General features: G+C 65.6%; 17 protein-coding genes. 6 read left to right on the top strand and 11 right to left on the bottom strand.

Translation table 11 applies throughout. From position 1 onward, the window contains the following. Positions 1–81: 81 nt before the first annotated feature. The 4 genes from queE to DBR47_RS10055 form a co-directional block, all read right to left on the bottom strand. Positions 82–717, bottom strand: a complete 636-nt coding sequence (gene queE, locus DBR47_RS10070) for a 7-carboxy-7-deazaguanine synthase (RefSeq protein ID WP_124449545.1) — start codon at positions 715–717, stop codon at positions 82–84. Positions 718–727: 10 nt separating this feature from the next. Next, positions 728–1834: a 6-carboxytetrahydropterin synthase gene (locus tag DBR47_RS10065; protein WP_124449543.1), complete on the bottom strand. Its 1107-nt coding sequence runs from the start codon at positions 1832–1834 to the stop codon at positions 728–730. Positions 1835–2305: 471 nt separating this feature from the next. After that, positions 2306–2992: a methyltransferase gene (locus tag DBR47_RS10060; protein ID WP_124449541.1), complete on the bottom strand. Its 687-nt coding sequence runs from the start codon at positions 2990–2992 to the stop codon at positions 2306–2308. Between the two features lie 29 nt (positions 2993–3021). After that, complete coding sequence (locus DBR47_RS10055) at positions 3022–5325, bottom strand: helicase-related protein (protein WP_231512233.1); 2304 nt, start codon at positions 5323–5325, stop codon at positions 3022–3024. Positions 5326–5432: 107 nt separating this feature from the next. Between DBR47_RS10055 and DBR47_RS10050 the strand changes: the two genes are divergently transcribed. Next, a complete protein-coding gene (locus tag DBR47_RS10050; protein ID WP_124449539.1) occupies positions 5433–6227 on the top strand; it encodes a CHAP domain-containing protein in 795 nt (264 codons plus the stop codon). Here the strand turns inward: DBR47_RS10050 and DBR47_RS10045 are convergent, their stop codons facing one another. From DBR47_RS10045 to DBR47_RS10035, 3 genes are all read right to left on the bottom strand, one after another. Next, positions 6228–6818 carry a DUF2242 domain-containing protein gene (locus DBR47_RS10045; RefSeq protein ID WP_231512232.1) on the bottom strand — a complete coding sequence of 197 codons (591 nt, stop codon included), beginning with the start codon at positions 6816–6818 and terminating at the stop codon, positions 6228–6230. A 72-nt stretch (positions 6819–6890) separates the two neighbouring features. Then, on the bottom strand, positions 6891–12764 hold the full coding sequence (locus DBR47_RS10040) for a PAS domain S-box protein (protein ID WP_197046979.1): 5874 nt from the start codon (positions 12762–12764) through the stop codon (positions 6891–6893). 46 nt (positions 12765–12810) lie between these two features. Next, positions 12811–13932, bottom strand: a complete 1122-nt coding sequence (locus DBR47_RS10035) for a two-component system response regulator (protein WP_124449533.1) — start codon at positions 13930–13932, stop codon at positions 12811–12813. 303 nt (positions 13933–14235) lie between these two features. Here DBR47_RS10035 and DBR47_RS10030 point away from each other — a divergent pair, with 303 nt between their 5' ends. The 3 genes from DBR47_RS10030 to DBR47_RS10020 all read left to right on the top strand — a co-directional run bounded on the left by DBR47_RS10030 (position 14236) and on the right by DBR47_RS10020 (position 19448). Continuing rightward, positions 14236–16338 carry a M13 family metallopeptidase gene (locus DBR47_RS10030; RefSeq protein WP_231512231.1) on the top strand — a complete coding sequence of 701 codons (2103 nt, stop codon included), beginning with the start codon at positions 14236–14238 and terminating at the stop codon, positions 16336–16338. Continuing rightward, complete coding sequence (locus DBR47_RS10025) at positions 16332–17468, top strand: ABC transporter substrate-binding protein (RefSeq protein ID WP_231512259.1); 1137 nt, start codon at positions 16332–16334, stop codon at positions 17466–17468. The genes DBR47_RS10030 and DBR47_RS10025 overlap by 7 nt, the downstream gene beginning before the upstream one ends. Positions 17469–17585: 117 nt before the next feature. Beyond that, positions 17586–19448, top strand: a complete 1863-nt coding sequence (locus tag DBR47_RS10020; protein ID WP_124449529.1) for a S8 family serine peptidase — start codon at positions 17586–17588, stop codon at positions 19446–19448. Here DBR47_RS10020 and DBR47_RS10015 read toward each other — a convergent pair. Together DBR47_RS10015 and DBR47_RS10010 are read right to left on the bottom strand one after the other, a co-directional pair. Continuing rightward, a complete protein-coding gene (locus DBR47_RS10015) occupies positions 19438–19830 on the bottom strand; it encodes a hypothetical protein (RefSeq protein WP_197046978.1) in 393 nt (130 codons plus the stop codon). The two genes, DBR47_RS10020 and DBR47_RS10015, sit on opposite strands and share 11 nt — an antisense overlap. Before the next feature lie 33 nt (positions 19831–19863). Continuing rightward, positions 19864–20184 carry a high-potential iron-sulfur protein gene (locus DBR47_RS10010; RefSeq protein ID WP_231512230.1) on the bottom strand — a complete coding sequence of 107 codons (321 nt, stop codon included), beginning with the start codon at positions 20182–20184 and terminating at the stop codon, positions 19864–19866. 447 nt (positions 20185–20631) lie between these two features. Between DBR47_RS10010 and DBR47_RS10005 the strand changes: the two genes are divergently transcribed. Beyond that, positions 20632–22041: a cache domain-containing protein gene (locus DBR47_RS10005; RefSeq protein ID WP_231512229.1), complete on the top strand. Its 1410-nt coding sequence runs from the start codon at positions 20632–20634 to the stop codon at positions 22039–22041. Then, positions 22038–22676 carry a response regulator transcription factor gene (locus tag DBR47_RS10000; RefSeq protein WP_124449527.1) on the top strand — a complete coding sequence of 213 codons (639 nt, stop codon included), beginning with the start codon at positions 22038–22040 and terminating at the stop codon, positions 22674–22676. The genes DBR47_RS10005 and DBR47_RS10000 overlap by 4 nt, the downstream gene beginning before the upstream one ends. A 1-nt stretch (position 22677) precedes the next feature. Here DBR47_RS10000 and DBR47_RS09995 read toward each other — a convergent pair whose 3' ends face one another. Then, positions 22678–23067: a YbaN family protein gene (locus tag DBR47_RS09995; protein ID WP_124449525.1), complete on the bottom strand. Its 390-nt coding sequence runs from the start codon at positions 23065–23067 to the stop codon at positions 22678–22680. Beyond that, on the bottom strand, positions 23064–25751 hold the full coding sequence (locus DBR47_RS09990; protein ID WP_124449524.1) for a LuxR C-terminal-related transcriptional regulator: 2688 nt from the start codon (positions 25749–25751) through the stop codon (positions 23064–23066). The genes DBR47_RS09995 and DBR47_RS09990 overlap by 4 nt, the downstream gene beginning before the upstream one ends. Positions 25752–25855: the final 104 nt, after the last annotated feature.

The raw sequence follows: 25855 nt of genomic DNA, 5'->3' as shown, positions 1-25855 counted from the left end.
GCACGCGCTTATCAACAGATCGTGCAAAGCAAAACGCCGAAGCTAGCTTCGGCGTTTTTCATTGGCAGAGCGCTTGCGCGCTTATTCGATACCGATGACCTTGTGCATCTGCACAGAAAGACGCCACTGCGGATGGCTCATGCAGTAGGCCACGGCCTCGCGGGTGTGCTGGGTCTTGAGCACCGAGTCCATGGGTTGCAGAAAGAAGTGCTGAAAGTCCAGGCCGGCGAAGCGTTCGGGCTGGGCCAGAGGCTGTGGATAAACCAGCTTCAGCTCGTGGCCACGGGTCAGCACGATCTCGGCATCGGCCTTGGGGCTGACGCAGATCCAGTCCAGGCCCTCGGGTGCGGGCTGGGTGCCATTGGTTTCCACCGCGATCTCAAAGCCGCGGGCGTGCAGGGCGTCAATGAGGGCCTTGTCCAGCTGCAGCAAGGGCTCGCCGCCGGTGCACACCACATAGGGCTTGCCGACGGTGTTGGCCGGCCAATGGCTGGCCACGGCATCGGCCAAGGCCTCGGCGCTAGCGAACTTGGCCCCGTTCTGGCCATCGGTGCCGACGAAATCGGTGTCGCAAAAGCTGCAGACGGCCTCGGCCCGGTCTTGCTCGCGCCCGCTCCAGAGATTGCAACCCGCAAAGCGACAGAACACCGAAGCCCGGCCGGCTTGTGCGCCCTCGCCTTGCAAGGTGTAGAACATTTCTTTGACGGCGTAAGTCACGTCAGCATCCTCAAACCGGAATCACCGGGCCATCGCTGCTAGCGCTGACGATGGAGCCACAGCCTCGCGTTTCATACATATCGATGCGATCCAGCTGCGGCAGGGCGGCGCGGCCCTTGGCCAGCACCCAGGCCGCCAGGCTGGCGGTATCACCATCGGGCAGATCGGCGATCTCGTACAGGGGGCGGTGATCGATGGCCTTGAAGATGGGGTCGAACAAGGTCTTCACATCGCCGAAGTCCACCGTCCAGCCCATCAGCTGATCCAGCTCCGCATGCAGATGCAAGCGCAGGGTGTAGGTGTGACCGTGGATGCCACGCAGCGGGCTGTCAGTGGGCGCTCGCTTGAGCTGGATGGCGCTGTCCAGCGTCAGCTCCTTCCAGATGCGGTAGTGCTGGCCGTCGAAATTGGCGCCGCAAGAGCCGGTCTCGTAGACGGTGATCCAGGAAAGTTCCGGCAACTCGCTCTTCATGCGCGCCCACAACCAGGCCGAGATCACCTCGCTGGTGGGGTTGTGCAAGCCCTCGATCTCATTGAGACAGTGGTAGTTCAAGAGCATGTGGAAAGGCGCCCAGACCTCGTCCAAATGGTCGTAGTCGATGCTGATGGCGCGCTCACCCAAGTCCTGATTGGCGTGGATGATGACCTCAAAGCCATGGCCATGCATGCGGCCGCATTTATGGCCCATGGGCACATTGGGCAGCTGATGGGCGGCCTGGAAGCGGTAACGCCGCCAGACATGGGCCATGCCTTGGGCGTCCAGATCCACGCCCGAATGCGGCGTGCTTTGGATGCCGACTTGCTGAATGCCCGGCACCTCGAACTCGGTTTCCAGGCGCTGGCGAATCCAGCGGGCGATGTTCTCGTCCGTCGGTTCTTCGATGCAGCGATTCAACAAGGCGTGATCCAGCGGGGCCACACAGGCCTCCAGGCGGCGGCGCAGCTCTTCCACCTCGGCCCCGGGGAAGGGAGCCCAGCCTTCGGGCAGCTCGGCGCGAATGGTGGCGAAATAGCTGTGGCCGTGCAGACCACGGCTGCGATGCCCCATGGGCAGCGCCGTGATCTGGCATGCGGATTCGAAGCCGCAGGAGGCGGAAAAGAGAGTGAGCGTGTTCATCGGGGCCGCAAGTGTGACATGTGCTTCGCGCTTCTTCCAGGGTTTGTACTGAATGCCCACAAATCTTCCTGAGCCCCGCTTTTGCACTTCTCTCTCTTATTCATAGTCTTTTTAAATATTTAATTCATAGTCATAGTAGGTGCCGGTACTCTCTGTGGACAAGCGGATTTTCTCTAGCGCTGGCAAGGACTTAGCGCATTCAGAAGCTTGTGGGCTGTGGCCCCTGAACTTTTGCCTCAAGAGATAACAAGTTTGGCAAATGTCATTTCGCTGTGGACAAGCCTGCACTTGTTCTGTTTCTGCACACAGGCTTGTTCACACGAATCGTTCGCGCTTTGTGGCGGGAAATCAACGGACCTGGGTGGCCAGCCAGCGCGTCCCTGTGGGTAACTCTGTGCATTTCTTGTGCGCGACCGTGCACAACTTGGGCCGTTCAAGCCCATGGCCAGGGGATAAGTCGGGGCTTGGAACTTATTCGCGCCAGTAGCGCAGCAGGCGGCCGCTATAGGCCTCGGCCTCTGGGGCCGACTTCAATACCGTCTCCTCCAGGCGGTAGCCCAGCAAGGCCATGCGCTTGCTGAAGGCCGAGCGGTTGCCGCGATTGGGGTCGATGATGATGACCTCGCTGCGTGGCAGGGCATGGCGTGCTATGAACTGTGGCAAAGCGCCTTCGCCATCGCGCTCGTAAAGAATGTCGCTGCCCATGATCAGATCGAAGCGACCTTGCACCCGGGGTACGCGCTGGCTAGGGATGGCCTGGGCGTCGAAGGGAGCCCAGTTGCCGTGGCAGTAGCGCAGCGGGGGGAGCTCGTTGAGGCGCAGGTTTTCCAGCATAAAGGCGGCGGCCAGGGGGTGGCAGTCGCTGGCCGTCACCAGGGCGCCGCGCCGGTGCGCCACCAGGCTGGCCAGGCCGAGGCCGCAGCCGATTTCCAGAATGCTCTCGTCCTCACGCAGCAGGCGCTGGCCCATGGCCTCGGCCAGATGCAGGCCCGAGGGCCAGATCAGGCCGAACAAGGGCCAGAAGGCCGAGGAGATGCCCAAAGCCTCCGCCTCGCCCAGGGGGTCGGCAAATTGCTGGCGGTCCAGCAGGGAGCGAATCTGCAAAGACTCCACCCCGGTGATGGCGATGCTTTCTTGCTTGAAGAGATATCCGGGCATGGCATCGACCAGGGTTGGAGAGAGGGGATTCAACGGCGGCCGCCGCGGGTTTGCCAAAGTGGCTTCTTGCCTTTGAGATGGCGTTCGATGCCGTCGTTGAGCCGGCTGCGCAGATCCACCACCGCCTCCACCTGGCCGAACACGCCGGGGAAGCGCAGGTCCAGCCACAGCCACAGGGTGCAGGAGCGCAGGGCTTGCTCCATGCGGTCCAGGCGGCTGTGCTCGTCCACGTCTTCCAGGAACCAGGGCGAACCGGCCTTGCCTGTGACGGCGTGACGGTGCGTCCAGTCCAGGAACTCCTGCACCTGGGCGTCGGTGCGGGTGTCCACCGGCGCCTGGGCATAGATGAAGCGGGTTTTGAGCGGCAGGCTGCCGGCGCTGCGGTCCAGCTGGTCGGCCAGCTCCAGCATCTGCTCCAGCTCGGCGACCTGGAAGTGCGCATCGTCCAGACGCAGCTGTTCCATGAACACGCCCAGCACGGCGCGCAGCTTGTTCAGCTGCAGGCGCTGGGCGATGGTGTTGATATGCCACCAGTTGGGGGCCACCGAGCATTTGAAATCGCGCGGCGCGCGCGGCTGCTTGGGCAAGAGGTCTTTGAGCGTGCGCGCGGCGCTGTTCTCGGCCTCGCGCAAGACGCCGCAAAAGCCTTCGTCATGCATGCCATAACGTCCCGCCCGACCGGCAATCTGATGCACCTCGGAGACGGTCAGGGCGCGATCGCCCTGGCCATCGAATTTGTTCAGGGTGCTGAACAGCACACGGCGGATCGGCAGGTTCAAACCCATGCCGATGGCATCGGTGGCCACCAGAATATGGGTGGCACCTTGGGCGAAACGTTCGGCCTCGCGCCGCCTCACCTCGGGCGGCAGGGCGCCGTAAATGACCGAGACCGGGTGACCGGCCGCCGCGATTTGGTCGCGCAGCATCAGCACCTCGCGGCGGCTGAAGGCCACGACGGCATCGCCTTTTTTGAGCGAGGCAATCGGCACCGGGGCGGGCAGCAGCTGCACCTCTTGCTTGCGCTCGAAATGGCGCACCGTGCAACGCTCGCCGCATAGGCCCAGCAGGCTCTCGATGGCAGGCACGGCATAGGCCGAGCAGATGATGATGAGCTCATTGGCCGGCACCGCCACGATGGCCTGGGTCCAGGCCCAGCCGCGGTAGGTGTCGAACAGCATCTGCGCCTCGTCGATCACCGCCACATCGATGGCCTTGCTAGTGTTGACCATCTCGATGGTGCTGGACACCACGCGCGAGCTTTCGGCCGGCACGTTCTCTTCACCCGTGAGCAGGGAACAGGGCACGCCCCGGCCCACCAGGCGGTCGCGGCCCTCCAGGGCCAGCAGGCGCAAGGGCGCGAGGTAGGCGCCGTCATGGGCCTGGGCCAGGCGCTCGAACGCCGCATGGGTCTTGCCGCTGTTCGGTGGGCCGACGAAGAGCGTCACCGTGCGCTGCAGGCGGCGTGCGGCGTCAAAGGTGTCGGGGTAGCCCTGGAACGCTAACTCGCTGTTCAGATGAGCCAGGGTGTTGAGTTCGGCGACGCGGTTTTCCCAGCGATCCTGGGCGCGGGTGCAGGCGGCTTTCAGCAAGGCCAGCTCTTGCGGCAGGGCGCATTCCGATTGCAGGCGCGGCAGCAGTGAGTCCAGATGTTCCTCGTGGCCGGCGATGCTGCGGGCCAGCAGGTTCTCCAGATGGGCGCGCAACTCGGCCTCGCCCGCGAAGGCCGGTGCCGGGCCCAAGGCTTTTTTCAGCGCGGCCAGATCGCCATCGCGATAGAAGTCCCAGACCGGACCGGCCTCTTGCAAAGGCAGTCGATAGGCGACGGGAATCGTCCAACCTGGTTGTGAGAGTTTGAGCGTGAACGAGCACAGCCGGCTCCAGCCGCTGCCCTGCACCTGCGCCGGCTCGCGCGCCAGGCCCAGCTGATCCAGGGCCACGCCACGTTGCAGCATTAGGGCGCGCACCGTGGGTGCCGTGCCCACCAGATCCAGATGCTGCAAGGCCGTGCGCATCAGGCCGGGCGCGATCCAACGGCTGGGGCGCGCCCCGGCCACGGCTTTTTGCAAGAGGATGAGGCCGGCTCGATCCAGCGCCTCTTCCTTGGTGGCTTCACCGCCAAAGTCGACCGGGGTCAGCACATGAGGCAGCTGGTAGGCCGCCTGGCGTATGCGCAGCAGCTCCTCGGGGCTGAGCCCGGGCGGCAAGCGCTTCAGATGGCGCGGCTGCGGCAGATTGAAGGAAGGGGCTGGCGGCTTCTTGGGCCCATGCTCAGCGTTGGGGGCGCCAGCGGCAGGAGCGGCGGCGAGAGGGAGAGTGGTATTGATTTCAGACACCCCGAGAGTGGAGCACAGATCTGACCCTCACCCCATTTAGGGATGTGCGGCCCAGCGCTTGCTGCCGACACTGGCCGCACCCAGCCCTGCAGTTCAGGAGGTCCGCCATGCAATACCCCGGTCATCTGATCAAGGTCGGCGAGCCCGACGCCGCCATCGTCAAAGCCCTGAAGATCCAGCTCAATCGGGACCCCGGCATCGGCAATGATCCCAAGCTCACGCTGGACGAAAGCAACGATCAATTCGGCCCCAAGATGCGCCAGGTGATCAAGCTCTTCCAGGCCCGCCATGTGGACAGCCAGGGCCGGCCTCTGAAGCAGGACGGCGAGGTCGGCGCCATCACCTGGGCCCTGCTCTTCGGCGCCCAGGCCGTGCCTCAACAGGCGGCGTCCACCATCCCTCTGCTCAATCAGCTCATCCAGGTGGCCCGGGGCGAGGAGGCCAGGCAGGTGCGCGAGGTTCCGCCCGATTCCAATCGCGGCACCGATGTGGAGCGCTATCTGGCCAGTGTGGGCCTGGGTGGTGGATTTTCCTGGTGCTGCGCCTTCACCTACTGGTGTTTCAAGACGGCGGCCGAGCAATTGCACCGTGGCAACCCCATGTTCAAGACCGGCGGCTGCCTCAAGCATTGGCAGATGGCCGAGAGCCAGGGCGCGCGGCGCATCCTGGCCGCGGCGGCCCAGGGCAATCCGGGTCTTTTGCAGCCCGGCATGCTCTTCATCATGGACCATGGCGGCGGCCTGGGCCACACCGGCATCATCGAGTCGGTGTCCGGCGGCCTGCTCACCACCATCGAGGGCAATACCGACGCCAGCCGTACCCGCGAAGGCGGTGGTGTCTACCGCTTGGTGCGCAAGGTTGGCGAGATCAACAAGGGCTATATTGACTACGGCCCTTGCTAGTTACTTGTCCGCCGCCCGCTCGTAGGCCAGGCGCTGCATCAGGCTGAAGAAGCGGTCGTAGAAGGCACCGGCCGGAATGGTTTCGGAGGCGACCTTGACGAGGGAGTCGTCCGAGGACGAGAGCGGCACCGAGATCGAGCCCAGGGCGCTGACGCCCAGGCTGGCCGAGTTGGGGTTCTTCTTGAGCGCGTAACGGTCCTGCTGGGCCGAGACGTAGGCGGTGGTGACCTGGTCGTTGCGACCATCGGGCACGCAGACCACATTGAAGGTGATCTCCACATGCACCTCGCCATCGGGCTGGAAGCGCTTGCGCCCTGAGACGCTGCCGCCCGGTGCGCTGGTGATCACATAGCCCTGGCTCAGCAAGGTGCGGCGCGCGGCTTCGCAGACCTCGTCCACCGGGCCGTCGAAGAGGCGGGAGAAGGTGTCGTCCGACTGAAAGCGCTCGTTCTGATAGACGGGGGTCTTGTTGGTGGAGACGATGGAATTGCTCAGGCCACAGCCACTCAGCAGGGCCGCCAGGCCGCAGGCACCCAGCAGCCAAGCGGCTGGGTGGGTGAATCGTTGCGTCGTCCAGGACTGGGCGGACAAGCGAGAAGTCCGCTGGGAAGGCAAAGGCTTGGGCATGGCTCCTGTCTCAGGCCCCGCAGGGGCAGGGGGCCATTATCCAGCTTCGCCATGGCCCTCCTCTTGCAGCTGGCGGCGCGCCTTGCTCACCATGCTCTTCAACGTGCTCAAAGCGGTGTCGAAACTGAAGTTCTGCACCTGGGTGTTCAGCACATGGCCCTCATTGCCAAAGGCGTAGACCAGGCTGGGCGTGAGGCGATCGATGGCGTCGATGGCGGCGGTGTCTTGCGATTGCAGCAGGGTTTGCAGGCTCAGCAGCTGATCGAGCAAGGCCGGCCAGCTGATGTAGCTGGGGGCGGGCTTGCTGGGGGGCAGCGGGCTGGGAGTCGGCACCGGTTCGCTGCCCGCACTTGCAGGCAGCCAGTTGCGCAGGCAGCGCTCCAATTCGTCCGGCGCCACCGGCTTGGCCAAGAAATCATTCATGCCGGCGCTGATGCAGTGCATGCGGTCCTCGGCAAAGGCGCTGGCCGTCATGGCGATGATGGGGATGGTGGCACCGGCCTGGGTCTGACGGATCTGGACCGTGGCTTGCAGGCCGTCCATCTCGGGCATGTGCACATCCATCAGGATCAGGTCGTAGGGCTTCTCGGCGGCCTTGCGCACGGCCTCCAGGCCGTTGTCCGCCATCTCGGTCACCACACCATGGCTTTCCAGCAAGGCGCCTGCCACCTCCTGGTTGATGAAGTCGTCCTCGGCCACCAGTATGCGGGCACCGCGCAAGATGCTGCTGCCGCTGGGCTTGGGCGCTTGCACCGGGCCGGGCTGGGGTGTCTGGGCCTCGGCCAGCACGGCGCTGAGCGGGAATTCCACCCAGAAGGTGCTGCCCAGGCCGGGGCTGCTCTGCACACCGATGCTGCCGCCCATCAGCTGGGCCAGGCGCTTGCTGATGGCCAGGCCCAGGCCGGTGCCGCCGAAGCGGCGGGTGATGGAGGCATCGGCCTGGTGGAAGGCCTCGAACAAGCGGCTCATCTGCTGGGCCTGCATGCCGATGCCGGTGTCCTGCACCTCGATGCGCAGCTGCGCCACGCCCTCGCTGGAGGGCTCGCAGCGCACACGCAGCTCCACCGAGCCGCGCTCGGTGAACTTGATCGCATTGCTGAGCAGGTTCAAAAGGATCTGCTCCAGGCGCAGGCGATCGGCATGCAGCACCGTGGGGCAGGCCGACCCCACCTGCACGCGCAGCGCAACCTTCTTGTTATTGGCCCGGTCTTGCAACATGGCGCGCACCCGCTCCAGGCTTTCCGCCAGGGCGAAGTCGGTTTTATCGAGCTGGATCTCGTGGGCCTCGATCTTGGAGAAATCCAGGATGTCGTTGATCACCTGCAAAAGGTGTTGGCTGGCGTCTGAAATCTTGCTTTGATAGTCCAGCTGGGAGGGGCTCAGCCCCTCGCGTTTGAGCAGATGGGCGAAGCCCAGAATCGCATTCATGGGCGTGCGAATCTCGTGGCTCATATTGGCCAGGAAGGCGCTCTTGGCCTGGTTGGCGGCATCGGCCTCATGCTTGGCCTGTTCCAACGCGATCTCGATGCGGCGGCGCCGGATGATGTCCCAGAGATCGCCGGCGAGCATCTGCAGCTCGCGCTGATCGGTGTCGTTGAAGGGCACGCTTTTGTTCGCCACGCACAGCAGCAGCCGCACCTTGTCATCCTCGATGAAGGGCAGGCCCATGGCGCGCATGATGCCGGGCGGGCATAGGGCCAGATTGGCATTGGATTCTTCATCGGCGTGGTCACCCGCGCGCAGCACCTTGCGGCGCGCCAGCACCGCCGCCAGCAGATGCGGCGGCGGCGACTCCTCCGCAGCTGGGTGTCGATCCGGCGTGCCCGGCATTTGCCGCATCTGGCCTGGGGTGGACTGGCTCCAAATCACCGCCTCCTCCAGTCGCTCGTCCTCATCAACCCGGTGCAGGCAGGCGATGGGGCAGGCACTCAGGCGGGCGATTTCATCCAGGCCCAGTTGCAGCAGATCGGGTTCGCTGAGCGAGCCGGCGCGCTGGCTCAGCGAGAGCATGGCGCGCAGGCGCAGGTCTTCGCGGCTGAGTCGGGTGTTCAGCGCATTCAGCTCCAGCGTGCGCAGGTCCACCAGCTCTTCCAGATGCTGGCGGTAGCGCTCCAGCTCCTGTTCGGAGCGGATGCGATCGGAGATGTCGATGCCCGTACCTATGATCATGGGCTCGGAGCCCAGCTCGATCAGGCGCGAGACAAAGAGATAGGGCATGCGTCGCCCGTCCTTGGCGATCAAGGCCGCCTCGGCCTGGGCCTCCCCAGTTTCCAGGGCCTCGCGTATGCGCTGGGAGATGAGGAGCTGGTCGGCCCCGTCGAAGAAATCCAGCGCCGAGCGTGCGCTGATCTCGGCCGCGCTGAAGCCGCTGATCTCCTCCAGCCGGCGGTTCCATTGCAGCAGCTGGCCTTCCTGGTTCATCACGTAGAAGACGCCCGCCACCGACTCGATCAGCTGCTCGCGGAAGCGCTGCTCCTTGCGCTGCGCCAGCTCGGCCGCATTGAAGTCCAGGGCGAAGCCGATATTGCGCGCCAGGCGCAAAAGCAGCTCCGCCTGGGCTGAGTCGAAATGGTCTTTGGCGGCGGAATAGACCATCAAGGCAAAGGACATACGCCCGTCCACCGCGATCGGGAAGGCGCCCATGGAGACATAGCCGCGCTGCAGGGCCGCGTCGGCCCAGGCGCTCATGCGCGCGTCTTTCGCGATGTCGTGGATGAGCACGGCCTGGCCGGTGTCCAAGGCTCTGACCGTGGGGCTGTGGCTGTCGGCAAAGAACAGCTGCAGTTGCTCCACATAACCATTGGAATGGCCGGCATGTAACAGGGGTATCACCCGCTCGCCGTCCTCGCTCACCTGGCCGGCCCAGGCCATGCGGAAGCCGCCCACTTCGACGGCAATGCGGCAGACCTCGCTCAGCAAGTCCTGGGTGTTGCGGCGGCGCACGATGGCCTCGTTGACCTCGCTGAGCAAGGCATAGGACTGATTGAGGCGGCGGATGCGGATCTCGCTGGCCTTGGCCTCGCTGATGTCGCGCCAGACGGCCGATATCAAGGGCTTGCCCGCGTAGTCCAGGCTGCGCAGGGTCAGATCGGCGATCTGCGTGCTGCCGTCGGCGCGCCGGTGCCGGGTCTCGAATCGCACGGGCTCACCCGACTGGGCGCGAGCAATCATTTCCTGGATCTGCGCCTCGCTCAACTCCTCTTGCAAATCATGCGGACGCAGCTTGGCGAAGGCCTCGCGGCTATAGCCCAGGCCTTCGCAGGCCGCATTGTTAAAGGTGACGAAGGCGCCGCTGCGCGGGTCCAGCAGCACGATGGCATCGGTGGTCTGGCTGAACATGGTGTCGATCAGCCGCTCCTGCTCGGCGATGGCTCGGGCACCGTTCTTCAGCAAGGTGATGTCGCGCGCCACGGCCAGCACGCCGACCGGTTCGCCGCTGTCGTCGTAGAGCGGGGTCTTGATGACCTCGAACAGACCGCGATAACCGTCGCGCAGCAAGGTGACCCAGCGCTCGCTGGTGTGGGGCTGGCGGGTGCTGAGCACGCCGGCGTCGATGGCCTCCAGCTGGGTGGCGGTTTGGACATCAACAAAATCGGCGTCGCAGCGGCCTATCACCTCGGCCGCGGGCCGGTTCACCATGCGCTCAAACATGGCGTTGACGCTGAGGTACTCGCCCTGCGGGTTCTTCAGCCAGACGATGTCGGGCAGATTGCGCAGAATGTCTTGCAAGCGCCCCTCGCTGGCGCGCAGCAGGCGGTGGGTGACGCCCTGGGTGATGGCGGTGGCGGCCAGCTGCACCGAGAAGTTGAACTGCTCCACCTCTTCGTCGCTCAGCCTGAAGGGCTGGCGGCGGTAGACGGCGAAGGAGCCCAGCACCCGGCCTTGCGGGCCGATGATGGGTTCGGACCAGCAGGAGCCCAGCCCGGCCTTCTGCGTCAGCGGCAAGAAGGGGCGCCAGTTGGGGTGGCTGTTGATGTCCTCCACCACCACTCTTTGGCGCAAGGACATGGCCGCCCCGCAAGAGCCTGCCGTGGGGCTGATCGTCATGCCCTCGATCGCCTCGTTGAAGAAGCTGGGCAGGCTGGGCGCGGCGGCCACCGTGACGGTCAGCCCGTCCTCCTTCAGCAGCAGGATGGAGCACAGGCTGTCGGGGTACTCGGCCTCGTGATGGCGTATCAGCTGCTCTAGCAAGGAGGGCAGGCTGTCGCCATGAGCCAGGCTCTCCATCAGGGCCAGGCGGCTGCGGTCGCGGCGTTGATCGCGGTGGAGCCGGGAGACATCGCTGAGGGCCACCATGCGGCATTTGCGGCCGCCATAGTCCACCTCGTGAGAATGGGCCAAGACGTGGACCAGGCTGCCATCTTTGCGCACCTGACGCCACTCGCCCACGCCCCGTTTCGCGTGGCCCAAGGGCTCGCAGATCGGGCCCTTGGTATCCGCTGGCATTTGGCTATAGGCCTGCACCGCCTGCAGCAGGGCGCTTCGGTCTTCGGGCAGAAAGAGCTCGGGCGTGGTGAGCCGCTTGGCCTCGGCCTCGCTGTAGCCGAACAGGGTGCAGAAGGCTGGATTGACCGCCTTTATCGCCATGCCGTCCAGCTCGTAGATCAGCATCGGGGCAGGGTTGTGCTCAAACAGAAAGCGGTACTCGCTTTCGACCCGGCGCAGGGTGCTGATATCGCGGCCTATGCCCAGCACGCCCAGCAGGCTGCCGTCGGCATCGCGCACAGCGGTCTTGATGGTTTGCAGCAGCTCCTTGTGGCCGTCGCTGGCGAACACCACCTCCTCTTCGCGGGTGATGGGGCGCGCGCTGACCATGGCCAGGCGGTCGTGCTCGCGAAAGGCCTCGGCCTGGGCGGGGCTGACAAAGTCCCGGTCGCTGCGCCCACGGATCTCGGCCTCGGGCGCGCCAAACAGCTGCTCGAAGCGGGGGTTGCAGCTGAGGTAGACGCCGTCGGCATCTTTCATCCAGACCAGATCCGGGATGGCGTTGAGCACGGCCTGCTGGTGGGCGCGGTCGTTCTCGATGGCGGTGTCCAGCACGCCCATGGCCATGGAGCGGGTCAGATCATGCTCGCTGAGCATGCCGATGACTTGGCGGTCCTCGTCCACCACGACCAGATGGCGCAGGCGGTGCTCCAGCATCTGTTCGGCCGCCTGGTTGATGGTGGCTTGGGCGGTGATGGTCTGCACCGGCTGACTCATCACCTCGCCCAGGGACAGCTGGCTCATGTCCATGCGGGCGGCGAAGAAACGGGTGGTGTCGCGCGAGGTCAGCACGCCTACCGGCTCGCCGTCCACCGCCACCACCACGCTGCCGTCCACGCTCTGCGTCATCATGGCCAGGGCGTCGATGACCTTCTCGCTCGGTCGCAAGGTGTTGGCCACATGGCTCATCACCGAGGGCACCAGGCGGCGCCCGGCCAATGTGCTGAGATTGAGGTGCAGGCGGAAGTCGGTTTCGCTGGCCACGGCCAGCACCAGCCCGTCTTCATCGACCACCATCAGATGGTGGACGTTCTGGCTCAGGCAGCGCCGGTAGGCCTCCTCGCAACTCATGTGCTGAGGCACACAGAGGGGAGGCTGCAAGACCTCCAGCATATGCAGCTCGGGCAGGGCGGGTTTGCCTGCCGCATGCGGCTTGTGCTCAGCCGCCGGCTTGCCCCAGCGCGAGGGCTCACCCCCCTGGCGTTGGTAGTCGCGCAGGGCGCTGAGCAGGCGGGCCTCGGTCAGCACGCCCAGCGGTCGACCCTGCTCGTTCAACACCGGCACGAAGGAGATGCGGTGTTTGGCCATCAGGCGGGCCGCCACCATCAAATCGTCCTGGGGTTTGACCGCGATCACCTGCGTGCTGGCGATCTCCAGCACCGGTCTGGCGAAAGGGCTTTGTTTGCTGGCCGCGGTCTGGCTCATGCGGGCTTCCATTGATCTATCAAGACGAAGTCGGGCCCGGCGGGCCTCAGTCACTCAGGCGGGCGGAGATGGCGGCGAATTGATCCTGGATGTCCAGAAATGCTTCGACGATCTGCGGGTCAAAGTGGGCGCCGGCCTGGGCCTTGATGTGCTCGGTGGCGGTGGCAATGGTCCAGGGTTCTTTGTAGACGCGCCGGGTGGTCAGAGCATCGAACACATCGGCCAGGGCCATCAGGCGGGCCGGCAGGGGCACGGCGCGGCCGGCCAGGGCATCCGGGTAGCCGCGCCCGTCCCAACGTTCATGGTGATGGGTGGCGATGATGCGGGCCGCTTCCAGAAAGCGCACCGACTCCGGGTACTCGGCCTGATCCGGCACGCCCTCGGGGAAATGCATGTTCAAGGCCTTGCCGATGGCATGGGCGATGGCGTCGCCGCCGATGCGGGCATGCGTTTTCATGATCTCAAACTCCTCGGCCGTCAGCGGGCCGGGCTTGAGCAGGATGTCGTCGCGAATGCCGATCTTGCCGATATCGTGCATGGGCGAGGCCTTGACGATGCGCTGCAGCTGGGCCTCGCTCAGCTCCTCGGCATAGCCTGGCGTGTGCTGCAGGCGCCGCGCCAGCGCCTCCACATAGGACTGGGTGCGCAGGATGTGATTGCCGGTCTCGTTGTCACGCGTCTCGGCCAACTCGGCCATGGCGCAGAGGGTCAGGTCTTGCGCGATCAGGCTCTCGCGCATGCGGCGGGCCACCTCCTGCTCCAGCCAGGTGTTCTGGTCGGACAAGGCGTCGCGCGCTTGCTTCAAGGCCAGCTGAGTGCGCACCCGGGCCAGCACCACCGTGGGTTTGATGGGTTTGACGATGTAGTCCATGGCGCCCAGCTGCAGGCCATGTTCCTCATCCAGCTCGGCGCCCAGGGCGGTGACAAAGATCACCGGGATGTGGCGGTTGCGCTCCGACTGCTTGAGCCGCTGCAGCACGCTATAGCCGTCCATCTCCGGCATCATCACGTCGAGCAGGATCAGGTCGGGCGCTTCGCTCTCCAGCAAGGCCAGGGCGCTAGGGCCCGAACGTGCACCCAGCACCCGGTAGAGCGGATTCAATAGCTTGGACAGAACCGACAGGTTCAACGGCTCATCATCAACAACCAGCACGGTGGGTTTGGACATTGGGCCCCCAGGATCCTCGGCTTCGTTCATTTCTGAGGCGAGGGTTTGCGAGCGAGTTGCGGCGAGACGGATGAGGCCCCCGCCGCACTTGCGAGCACACCCCGGCTCGGGAGTAACGCAGACAGTCGTCGCAGCTTAGATCAATATCATCGGTCCGGCGAGTAAGGCGTTATGTTGCTGTTCACCTACGGCCGCTATTTGTGCTGGCTCAAGCCGCTTGAACCTTGCCCTCGCTATCCTTCACCCGGCGCTGGCGGCTTGGCAGAGAATGGGCGACCCTCAGACCGAAACCGCCTCTTCTCCATGCCTACATCCATGCCCAAGCGCCCCGCTGTGCTGAAAACTTCGCTGGCTGCCAGCCTGCTCTTGCTGGCCGGAATGGCCCTTGCCCAGGCGCCAAGCGCCCAAGCGCCCTTGCAAGCCCTGCCCTACACCCCCAGCCTGGACCCGGCGGCGATGGACAAGCAGGCCGAGCCCTGTGAAGATTTTTATCAGTACGCCTGCGGCGGCTGGATGCTCAACAACCCCATTCCGGCCGACCAATCGCGCTGGTCGGTCTACGCCAAGATGGCCGATGACAATCAGCGCTATCTGTGGGGAATTCTCGACAAACTGGCCCAGCCCGGCGGCGAGCCGCGCAGCGCCAACCAGGGCAAGCTGGGGGACTACTTCGCCGCCTGCATGGACGAGGCCGCGGTCAATCGCCTGGGCCTGCAGCCCTTGCAGCCCCAGCTGGCCCGCATTCAGGCCTTGCAGAGCAAGCAAGAGCTGCCGGCCTTGCTCGCCGCCCTGCACCTGGGCAACAACAACCCGCGCTTCTTTTTCAACCTCGGCGCGGGCCAGGACTTTGCCGACTCCAGCCAGGTGATCGCCTTCGCCTTTGCCGGCGGCATCAGCCTGCCGGATCGCGACTACTACACCAAGCAAGACGCCAAGTCGCAGCGCCTGCGCCAGCAGTTCCTGGCCCATGTGGCCACCATGTTTGAGCATCTTGGCGAAACGCCGGCCGCGGCGCGCGCCGCCGCCCGCAGCGTGCTGGCCACCGAGACCGCCCTGGCCCGCGCCACTCTGAGCCGGGTGGACAAGCGCGACCCCTACAAGAGTTTTCACAAAATGGACGGCCGCGCCCTGCAGTCGCTAACACCGGGCTTTGACTGGGCGGCCTATCAGCAGGCTCTGGGCCTGGGCCAGGGTTTCGCGGTCTACAACGTCACCGAGCCGCGCTTTTTCAAGGCCCTGGATGCCCGCCTCAAGGCCATGAGCCTGGCCGAGCTCAAAACCTATCTGAGCTGGGCCCTGCTCAGCAGCCAGGCCCCGCATCTTTCGAGCGAGCTGGTGCAGCAGAACTTCGAGTTCTTCGGCCACACGCTGACCGGCGCGCCCCAGCTCAAACCGCGCTGGAAGCGTTGTGTGGAGCTGGTCGACGCCCAGCTGGGTGAGGCCCTGGGCCAGGAATTTGTGGCGCATAACTTCTCACCCGAGCTGAAGGAAAAAACGCAGGAGATGACGCGCGAGATCGAGCTCGCGATGGCGCAAAGCATCCAGGGCCTGGCCTGGATGAGCGAGGCCACCAAGACCCGCGCCCTGGCCAAGCTGCACGCCATCGTCAACAAGGTGGGCTACCCGGAGCGCTGGCGCGACTACAGCGCCCTGGCTGTCACGCGCGGCGACTTCCTCGGCAATGTGCAGCAGGGCAATGCCTTCGAGGCGCGCCGCCAGCTGGCCAAGATCGGCAAGCCGCTGGACCGCGGCGAGTGGGGCATGACGCCCTCCACCGTCAACGCCTATTACGACGCGCAGATGAATGACATCAACTTCCCTGCCGCCGTGCTGCAGCCGCCGCTGTTCGACCCCAAGCTGGACGATGCGCCCAATTACGGCAATACCGGCGGCACCATAGGCCATGAGCTGACCCATGGCTTTGACGACGAAGGCCGGCAATTCGATGCCCAGGGCAATCTGAAGGATTGGTGGACGCTCAAGGACGGCAAGGCCTTTGAGCAGCGCGCCGCCTGCATCGTCAAACAGTACGGCGGCTACACCATTGTTGACGACATCAAGATCAATAGCCGTCTGACCCTGGGTGAGGACATCGCCGACCTGGGCGGCCTGATCCTGGCCATGAGCGCCTGGAAAGCGCATATGGCCAGCGCCGGCAAATCATTGGAGGCTCGCATCGACGGCCTGACGCCCGAGCAGCGCTTCTTCATCGGCTATGCGCAATGGGCTTGCAGCAATGACAGGCCCGAGGCCTTGCGCGTCAAGGCGGTGACCGACCCGCATTCGCCGGGCCGCTACCGGGTCAACGGCCTGGTGGTCAATATGCCGGAGTTTGAGAAAGCTTTTGCCTGCAAGCCGGGCCAGAAGATGGTCAAGCCCGAGGCCCAGCGTTGCAAGATATGGTGAGCCTGAGCAAGCCCAGGCGCGCCGATCGGCGTGGGCTCTTGCTGGCGGCCGGCCTGCTGGCTTGTGGGCTGCGGCGGGCGCAGGCGGCCGATAAGGGCGCGCGAGAGATCCATATCGGCAGCTCGGCCGCGCTTAGCGGCCCGGCCGCCGCCCTGGGCCTGCGTTTTCATGCCGGCGCACAAGCCTGTTTCAAGCAAGTCAATCAAAAAGGCGGGATTGCGGGTGCGCGCCTGGTGAGCCATTTGCTGGACGATGCCTACGAGCCCGCCCGCGCCGAGCAGAACACCCGCAAGCTGGTCGAAGACCCGCGTGTGCTGGCCTTGTTCGGCTATGTCGGCACGCCTACCAGCCATGCCGCCCTGCCCTTTGTGCGGCGCTGGAAGATCCCCTTTGTGGGCCCCTTCACCGGCGCCGATGTGCTGTGGGAGCCCAACCCCCTGGTCTTCAATGTGCGGGCCAGCTACCGGGCCGAGGCCTTGGTGATGGCAGCCGATATGCGGGCCAAGGGCATACGGCGCATCGGCGTGCTCTACCAGGCCGATCTCTTCGGCCGCGCCGGGCTGGAGGCCATGCGCGATGCCGGCCTGCCCTTGGGCGTGCAGATCGGCCCAACGGCCCAGGTACAGCGCAATAGCGAGCAGGTGCAGGCCGGGCTGGACGCCCTGCTGGTCTCGCCACAGCCCGAGGCCATCTTCATGGTCAGCACCTATGCCAGCAGCGCGGCCTTCATCAAGAAGGCGCGGCAGCTGGGCTATGCGGGGCGCTTTTACAGCCTGTCTTTTGTGGGCCTGGAGCCGCTGCGCGAGGCCTTGGGCCAGGACCTCAGCCGGCTGACCGTGGCCCAGGTCGTGCCCGATCCCCTGGATCGCGGCATCGCGGTGGTGGCGGCTTATCAAAAAGCCATGCGCGACGTGGGCGACAACCATTTTGACGCCATCAGCCTGGAAGGTTATCTGGCCGCCCGCGTGCTCAGCGAGGGCCTGCGCCATAGCAAAGCGCCGCTGAATCGGGAGAGCCTGGCCCGCGGCCTGGCCAGCTTGGGTCATCTGGACCTGGGCGGCTTTCATGTGGACTACGGCCCGCAGCGTCACAAGAGTTCCAGCTATATCGCACTGCGCTCCGAAATCTAGAGCTATTCAACCGGGCAGCCTGCCATTCATACGGCCGGAGCGACGCTTGGTCGCTTGGCCTGGGCCGGCTGGGGCGGCTTTGGCTATCGTCCGGCCACCAAGTTTTCGGAGACTGTCTTGAACACCAAGCCCTTGATCAGTGCGGCCCTCGCCGCGGCCCTGTCTTCTTTGACCAGCCTGCCGGCAAGCGCCCAGTCCGCCAAGGAGGCGAATCCAGCCCCGGCCACAGCGGGCAAGCGGGAGCTCGTCACCCGTGCGGATCAACTGCCGCGCCATACCCATACCCTGAGCAAGCTGCCCAGCGAGATGCTGGCCGCGCCCCTGGCCGAACTCAAACCCCTGGGCGCCAAGCTGGAGGCCGAGTTATTGGCCGATCTGGCGGCCTATGACATCCAAGACACCCCCACCTTGCGCGAGTTCTACAGCGCCCTGGCCACCCTGGCCCAGCTGCGTGGCGACTGGGCCGCCGTGCCGGGCTGGACGGCCAAGGCCCGCGCCCTGCAAGACAAGGTGGGCGGCAAGCTGAGCAGCGGCATCACCACCGATCTGCTGGCCCAGCAGCAGCTGGAAAAACGGGACACGGCCTGGCTGCAGGCCGAGGTGACACGCCGTTACGCCGCCCTGCCCTGGGCCGATGTGCAAGACCATGTGAAAAGCGCCAAGGGCGGCCTGGAAACCTACAACCCCGATTTGATCCTGGGCGCGGTGAAGAATCAGCTGGACCCCATGGCCAAGAATGGCCAGATGGTGCTGCCCAGCGGCATGCTGCAGATGATCATCGGTGCCCGGGTGCAAAAGGAATTGCTGACGCCTAACAAGGCCGCCCTCGTGGCCGGCCTGCAGACGGTGATAGACGCTAACAACAAGACCCAGGCACGCGCCGATATCTGGACGCCGCGTACCTTCGCCATCCCCGCGGATGCCAAGGCCCAGACCGTGGTGGTGGGGGTGTGGGACTCGGGCGTGGACCTGAGCTTGTTCAAAGCCGCCACGCCGCCCGGCCTGGCTTTTGATCCCGAGGGCAAGCCCTCTCAGGAATTGTTGCGCTCACTGGGCGAGGCCCAGCCGCGCTGGCCCCAGCTGCGCGGCATGATCAAGGGCGCGATGGACCAGCGCGCCGCGCTGGACACGCCGGAGTCGCAGAAGTTCCGCGCCAAGCTGTCCAGCATGAAGGCCGAGGAGGTCAAGGCCTTCAGCGAGGACATGGCTTTGACCAGCCTTTATGTGCACGGCACCCATGTGGCCGGCATTGCGGTCGCGGGCAACCCCTTTGCCCAGGTCTATGCCGCGACCATGTTGTGGCCCGCCAAGACCGAGCCCGACAAGCCCAGCGAGGCGCGCTCCAAGGCCACGGCCCAGGTCTACGCGCAGATGGTGGAGGGCTTCAAAAAGGCCGGCGTGCGGGTGGTCAATATGAGCTGGCGTTACGGCCCCAGCGCTTATGAGGGCGCTTTGGCTTATCACAATCTGGGTGGCAGCCCGGAGCAGCGCAAGCTCGAAGCCCAGCGCCTGTTCAAGATCGAGCGTGACGCCTTGCGCTCCGCCATCGCAGCTGCGCCAGAGATCTTTTTCGTGGCCGGCTCGGGCAATGAAGACAATAGCGCCGACTTCGAGGAATACATACCCGCCGGTTTTGAGCTGCCCAATCTGATCACCGCCGGCGCGGTGGACCCCTCGGGCAGCGAGACCAGTTTCTCCACCTTCGGCAAGACCGTGGTCGTGCATGCCAACGGCTTCGAAGTGGACAGCCCCGTGCCCGGCGGCGAGCACCTCAAGCTCAGCGGCACCAGCATGGCCAGCCCACAGGTGGCCAATCTGGCGGCCAAGCTGATCGCGCTCAAGCCCTCGCTCAAGCCGGTGGAGCTCAAGGCCTTGATCCTGCAAGGCGCCGAGCGTCAGCTGGGCGCGGACGGCAAGCCGGGCCGCGTCAATCTGATCAACCCGCGCAAGAGCGCCGAGTTGGCCGGCCTCAAGCTTTGAGCTGGTCCTGCGCTGCCGGATCGATGACCTCATCGTCGGGCAGCGGGGGCAGGTCTAGAAAAGGCGTGTCCCGGTCGGCCGGCGGATAGGCGTCGGCCACAAAGCCGGGGCCTTTCATGACCATCACGATCAGGCAGCCCATGGCGATGGTGAGCAGCAAGGTCCAGTGCATGGCGACCAGGCCGTAGGCGATGTACTCGCCCTTCAAGAGGCTGTGCGCATCGCCCACGCCTGGCTCGGCCAGCCAGCGGCGCAGGCCGACGAAGAGCAGGGGTAGCAAAGTGCCCCAAAAGAAAACGGCCGGCAGGCGGCGCCAGATCTGGCGCTCCAGGCCGGCCGCCGTCTTGGGGCCGTAGCCGGGCAGTCGCTTGAAGGGATTCATCGCGCAGCTGCCGGCCGTTCTGAGGCGTGTTGCTTAGGCCTTCTTGGCCCAGGCACTGCACCAGCCCTTGCCAGCGACTTGCTTGCCGGCGAACAGGGGGCAGCCGCCCGCAGCGTCCGTGGCCTTGCCTTGGAACAGGGCGCAGTTGCTGCAGGTCTGGGTGTTGGCGTGCTTGGGGTACTTCTTGGTGTCGGCCTTGGCCGTGTCGCTCACATAGCCCAGGGCCACGGCTTGCGGGTCCTTGTCGTCGAGCTTGGCTTGGGCGCGCGCGCCGCTGCTGAGGGTGGCCAAGGTGGCGCCGGTGGCGGCCACGCTCATCAAGAAAACACGACGTGAGGACTTGTTGCTGCTCATCTGAAGAACTCCTGTTGCTTGCCTGGCCGATGGGGGGAAAGGGATTGCTGTGATGAGGGCCGGCGGGCTCGGCACAGCAATGGGTAGAACAAACAGGTGTTAGGCAACGCTGAACAAGTCTCACGTGCGCTGCGCATCCCTGCTTCGGGCGCCCAACCTCCTTGCAAATCCTCGCCATAGCAGCGGCTATGGCTGTGGTTTGCGCCTTGTTGGTCATCCCGAACCGGGGCGCGCCGCATCACGGAGACTTATTCAGCGTCGCCTTGATTCTGTTCCTGACCGGGCAAATGTAGGGAGCTTGCTTTGTAAATGTTTTGCTCTAGCTCAGGCCAAGGCCAGATCGCCTGGTGCTTTGCAGACAAAAAACATCAGACGGCCCGGTGAGCACGCGCCCACTTCCAGCGCCCCGGCACCAGCGCATGGCGCGCCAGCATGGACAATTGCGCCATGCCCCTGCCCTCTTCCATGCGTTTGCGCAGCAAGATCATTCTCTTGGCCGTCCTGCCCCTGGTCGCTTCCCTGGCCCTGCTGGCCGTGGCGGTGCGCCAGCAGGAGCGCCATCTGGTCGAGCGCGAGCATGCCCTGGTGCAGCGGGCCTATATGGATGCGCGCCGGGCCGAGCTGCAAAACTATGTGGCCCTGGCCGTCAGCACCGTGCAGCCGCTGTACGAGCGCAAGGGCTCGGACGCGGCCGATCGCGCCCAGGCGCTCAAGCTGCTGGCCTCGCTGGACTATGGACCTGACGGTTATTTCTTCGTCTACGACCTGGACGGCACGGTCTTGATGCATTCCCGCCAGCCCGAGCTGGTGGGCCGCAATCTCTGGGAACAGCGTGATGCCCAGGGCCGCCCGACCATCCAGCAACTGATTGCCCAGGCCCGCCAGGGTGGCGGCTTTGTGGACTACGCATGGCGCAAGCCCTCCAGCGGCCAAGCGGCGCCCAAGCTGGGCTATGTGATCGCGCTGGAGCGCTGGCATTGGATGGTGGGCACCGGTCTTTACCTCGATGGCATCCAGGCCACCATGGCCCAGCTGGACCGCGAGGCCAGCGCCAATATCGCCACCACCATGTTGTGGATCGCGGGCATCGCCGTGTTCGGCGTGGGCCTGATCAGCGCCACCGGCCTCTTGCTGAATTTCAGCGAGCAGCGGGTGGCCGAGACCAAGCTTCGCCTGCTGGCCCGCCAGGTCGTGCAGTCGCAGGAGGACGAGCGCGCTCATCTGGCTCGCGAGTTGCACGACGGGGTCAGCCAGACCCTGGTCTCGACCAAGCTGCTGGTAGAGGCGGCGGCCGAATCGGCCAGCCATAGCGCAGCCGAAGCCACGGCCGGCACCTTGGCCAAGGCCCTGGGTCGGCTCAACGCCAGCCTGGGCGAGGTCAGGCGCATCTCGCATCGCCTGCGCCCGGCCCTGCTGGACAATTTGGGTCTGCCGGCCGCCTTGCAGCATCTGGGCCATGAGTTCGACCAGGCCGGCGGCGCCCAGGTGGGTGTGCGCATCGAAGGGCCGGAGGCGCTCTTGCGCGAACTGCCCGAGGTGGTCAAGACCGTCTTGTTCCGTGTGGCCCAGGAGAGCCTGACCAATATGGCCAAGCATTCCCGGGCCGCCCAGGTCGATCTGGCCCTGTGTATTGACGAGGAAAAAGGCGAGCTGCGCATGAGCGTGACCGACAACGGCTGCGGCTTTGACACCCTGGCCGTGCATCAAAACCCATCGCTAGGCATAGGCCTGCGCAATATGCGCGAGCGCCTGGATGCCATCGGCGGCCGCCTGCTCATCAGCTCCGCGCCCGGCCACGGCACGCAAATCCAGGCTTTCGTGCCCTTGGCCGTGCTGCAGAAACTGGCGGCCGCATGAGCGCCGCTCAGATTCGCATCCTGCTGGTGGACGACCACCCCATGGTGCGCGAAGGCCTGCGTTCACGCCTGAGCAGCGTGGCTCATCTGGAGGTGGTGGCTGAGGCGGGCGAGCCCCAGGAGGCCCTGGCCTGCCTGAGCAGCTGCGCGCCCACGGTGGTCTTGATGGATGTGGGCCTCAAGGCCAGGGGCGAGATTCAAAACGGCATCGAGCTGACCCAGGCCATGCTGGCGCGGGAGCCGGGCCTGCGCGTGCTGATGTTCAGCATGTACGACAACCCCGAGTATGTGCAGCGTGCCCTGCAGGCCGGCGCGCGCGGCTATGTGCTGAAAGACGCCCCGGCCAGCGAGATCGTGGCGGCCATCGATGCCGTGGCGGCCGGCGGCACCTTTCTCAGCGAGGCCCTGTCCAAGCGCTTGTTCCGCAACCAGCAGCCGCGGCCCATGCTTTCACCACGCGAGAGCGAGATCCTCTCCGCCTTGGCGCGGGGTGAATCGAGCAAGCAAATCGCCAAGGCCCTGGACCTGAGCGTGCGTACCGTCGAGACGCACCGTCAGAGCATCAAACGCAAGCTGGGCCTGGAGGGGCAGGCGGAGCTGATCAAGTACGCCGTCGAGCACGCGCGGACGTTCTAGTTCAACCCTTGGTCGGCAGCCGCCACATCCAGAACGCGACCGCCGCACAGATCGTGGGCGGCAGGGCGGCCCAAGCCCCCGGCAAGACCCAGGCCGACCAGGCGCTGCCCACGGCCATCATGCTCCAGGCCAGCTGCTTGGCGCGCAGCGGCAGGGCGTGCTCGCGCCGCCAGGCCAGGATGGGCGGCCCCAGGCGTGGGTGATTCAGCAGCCAATGCTCAAAGCGGGCACTGCCGCGTGCGAAGCAAAACGCTGCCAGCAGCACAAAAGGCGTGGTGGGCAGCAAGGGCAGGACGATGCCGATCAGCCCCAAGCCCAGGCTTGTGCAGCCGGCCAGCACCCAAAGAAGGCGCTGCCAGAGCGGGCGGCTAAGGCGATGAGTTTCGGTCAAGGCAGGATCGCTCGTTTACGGGCCGCCAGTATGGCCTCTTCGCGGCTGCGCACGCCTAGCTTGCCGAAGATGGCCTTGAGGTGGTGCTTCACCGTCTCGGGCGAGAGCAAGAGGTTTTTGGCGATCAGCTTGGTGGCGTGGTCCTTGGCCAGTTCGCACAACACATCGATCTCGCGTGGGGTCAGCAGGCTGGCCACCGCACCCTGGGCGCGCTCGCGAAAGCGCTGCTCCCAAATCTGCACCAGCTGCTGGGCCCAGAGCAGCTCGGGCGTCGCTCGGCCGCTTGCGTCCTGGCCGGCCAGCCAGCTGCGCAGCAGGGTGATTAACTCGGCACCGAAGTCGATGAAGCTTTGCACCACGGCGCTTTGCGCGCCCAGGCTCAAGGCTTGAGCCAGGCTGCGCTGGGCTTCTTGCTGGCGGCCGGGCTCCAGGCCCGAGAGGGCGCGGGCCCGCATCAAAAGAGCACACAGCTCACCCAAGCGCTGACCGCTGGCCTGGGCCAGGCTCTCCAGTTGATCGGCCACCTGGGCCGCGGCTTGCGCCTCGGCCTCGGCCATATGAAGAAAGTACCGCGCGCGCGCCAAGGCCAACACCAAGACCCAGGGCAGGGCAAAGGGCTCCTGGGCACGCGCCCACAACTCATCGAGCTTGATGCGCGTGGCCAGGGCCCGGTAAGCCTGGGCGTCGCCGCTGCGCGCCAGCAATTCCAGCTCGGCCGCACCGGCTAAGACCTCCAGCTGGGGCAGGTTCTCCTCAAAGGCCAGCTGCCGCGCCACCTGCAGCTGGGCCATGGCCTGCTCCGCGTGGCCCAGCGCGAACTCGCACAAGGCCAGCTCCACATGGCTGCCGTGCAAGATCTCCAGCAGGCGCACCTGGGCGCTGGGCACGGCGGCCAGATGCTCGCGCGCCAGCTCCAGCTCGCCGCGCAGATAGGCCAGCTGACCCAGCAGGGCCTGCACCAGCTGGCTGAGCGAGTCTTGGCGGAAGTTAAGGAAGTTGTCGTCCTGGTGCAGGGTCTGGCGGATATAGCTCTCGGCCCGGGCCAGCTCACCCTGGGCCAGGGCGGTGCGGGCGTGGTACATGGGGATCCAAGGGCTGTTATGGGTGTAGGCGCCATGCTCGGACAAGGCCTCCATCTCGCGGATGCGGCGTTCGCAGCGGGCGATGGGGCCATAGCGGTGCAGAAACCAGATCTCGATGGAGACGGTGCAGGCCAGCAAACGTTCATCTTCGGCGGCATGGGCGCGCGCCAGGCGTATGCCTTGGTCCAACACCGACCAGGGCGAGAAAAACAGCTGGTGCGAGGAGGCGTTGATCAACATGGTGCAACGCACGATCTCCAGATCGAAGCGCGCCGGGTCCTCGGCCGGGGTATCGGCGGCGCGGATCTGCTGCTCCAGGCGCTCGAACTCATGCAAGGTGCTGGCCGGCCCGCCCTCCAGGGCCTGGTGCATCAGTTGCAAGAGGTGCAGGCGCGGGCGGCGGCGCAAGGTGGCCTCGGGCAGCTGCTGCAGCATCAGGCGCAGCCTGACCTCGCCTTCGTCGGCGAACAGTCTGAAGGCACCGGCCTGCTCGATGATGTCAGCGCCCAGATCCAAACGCCCGCCGGCCACGGCGTGGCCCACCGCCTCGTGCAGCTGGCCTTGCTGTGCCAGATGCTGGGCCGCACGCAGATGCAGCTGGGCAACACGGCCGGGCTGGGCCAGCTCCAGGGCGTCGATCAGATACTCGCGCAGCAAGGGGTGAAGGCGGGCCGACCAGCTCTGCTCGTCCACCACGGCCACGGGCCGGATGCGGGTCAGCTCGCGGATAAAGCCCAGGCTGTCCTGGCGCTCGCGCAAGCCGTTGGCGGCCGCCACATTCACCTGCTCCAGCACGGCCACATCGCTGAGGAACTCCAGCAAGGCGAGGGGCAGGGTGGCCAGCACCTCGTTGGCCAGGTAGTCAAAGATTTGGCGGCGCGGGATCTTGATTTGCGAGGTCTCCCGACTCAGCGTCGGCAGCGCCTGCCCTCCGGCGCTGGCGCGCAGGCGCAGCAGCTGCAGTGCAAAAGCCCAGCCATCGGCATAGGCCGCCATCTGAGCGGCGGCGGGCGCGGGCATGGCGTTGCCCAGCAAGGCCATGGCCTCCTCGCGATTGAAACGCAACAGCTCCGCGTCCACGATGCGCAGCTTGCCCGCCAGTTGCAGGCGGGTGAGGTGGTGATGGGGCGGCTCGCGGCTGGCCAGCACGATGCCTAGCTTGGCCGGGGCCGCCCAGGCCAATTGCTCCATCATGCCGTCCACCTCCGGGCTGGAGGCGCGCTCGTAGGCGTCGATGCACAGCAGCAGGGGCTGTTGGAGGCCGTCGATGCGCTCGCTCAGGCCGAGGCTGGGCAAGCTTTCATGCGGCCCGCTGCCCAGGTCTTGGCGCGCCAGCGCCGCGCCCAGGCTGCTGGCAAACATGGCGGGGTCTTTGTCGCGCTCATCGCAGTTGAGCCAGGCCACTTGCTGGCCGGCTTGGCGGGCTTGGCTGGCCATCTGGGCCAACACCGTGGTCTTGCCAAAGCCGGCCGGTGCGCTCAGCAGGGTCAGCCGCGCCGAGGCGGGGGCGGCCGCGCTGATCTGCGCCATCACCCGCTGCCGCCACAAGGCCTCGTCGATATGGACGATGGGCTCGAAACGTAGGCTTCGTTCTGCGGGCATGGCTTGAGGCGAGTTTGCGGCGCATTTTTGCATGGCGCCGCCGCGGGTTCACGGCCCCAGGGTTAGCCCCATCCCCCGTTTTTCAGGCCCTTCCCCCCCGTGGC

The sequence above is a fragment of the Paucibacter sp. KBW04 genome, assembly GCF_003852425.1.
Taxonomy (GTDB): domain Bacteria; phylum Pseudomonadota; class Gammaproteobacteria; order Burkholderiales; family Burkholderiaceae_C; genus Paucibacter_A.
This window is presented reverse-complemented; position numbering and strand designations above follow the sequence as displayed.

Bases quoted from the DNA above. Each gene is read 5' to 3' on its own strand.
- DBR47_RS10065 (WP_124449543.1), bottom strand. From the start codon at position 1,834: ATGAACACGCTCACTCTCTTTTCCGCCTCCTGCGGCTTCGAATCCGCA.
- DBR47_RS10060 (WP_124449541.1), bottom strand. From the start codon at position 2,992: ATGCCCGGATATCTCTTCAAGCAAGAAAGCATCGCCATCACCGGGGTG.
- DBR47_RS10050 (WP_124449539.1), top strand. From the start codon at position 5,433: ATGCAATACCCCGGTCATCTGATCAAGGTCGGCGAGCCCGACGCCGCC.
- DBR47_RS10040 (WP_197046979.1), bottom strand. From the start codon at position 12,764: ATGAGCCAGACCGCGGCCAGCAAACAAAGCCCTTTCGCCAGACCGGTG.
- DBR47_RS10035 (WP_124449533.1), bottom strand. From the start codon at position 13,932: ATGTCCAAACCCACCGTGCTGGTTGTTGATGATGAGCCGTTGAACCTG.
- DBR47_RS10030 (WP_231512231.1), top strand. From the start codon at position 14,236: ATGCCTACATCCATGCCCAAGCGCCCCGCTGTGCTGAAAACTTCGCTG.
- DBR47_RS10025 (WP_231512259.1), top strand. From the start codon at position 16,332: ATGGTGAGCCTGAGCAAGCCCAGGCGCGCCGATCGGCGTGGGCTCTTG.
- DBR47_RS10015 (WP_197046978.1), bottom strand. From the start codon at position 19,830: ATGAATCCCTTCAAGCGACTGCCCGGCTACGGCCCCAAGACGGCGGCC.
- DBR47_RS10010 (WP_231512230.1), bottom strand. From the start codon at position 20,184: ATGAGCAGCAACAAGTCCTCACGTCGTGTTTTCTTGATGAGCGTGGCC.
- DBR47_RS10005 (WP_231512229.1), top strand. From the start codon at position 20,632: ATGCCCCTGCCCTCTTCCATGCGTTTGCGCAGCAAGATCATTCTCTTG.
- DBR47_RS10000 (WP_124449527.1), top strand. From the start codon at position 22,038: ATGAGCGCCGCTCAGATTCGCATCCTGCTGGTGGACGACCACCCCATG.
- DBR47_RS09990 (WP_124449524.1), bottom strand. From the start codon at position 25,751: ATGCCCGCAGAACGAAGCCTACGTTTCGAGCCCATCGTCCATATCGAC.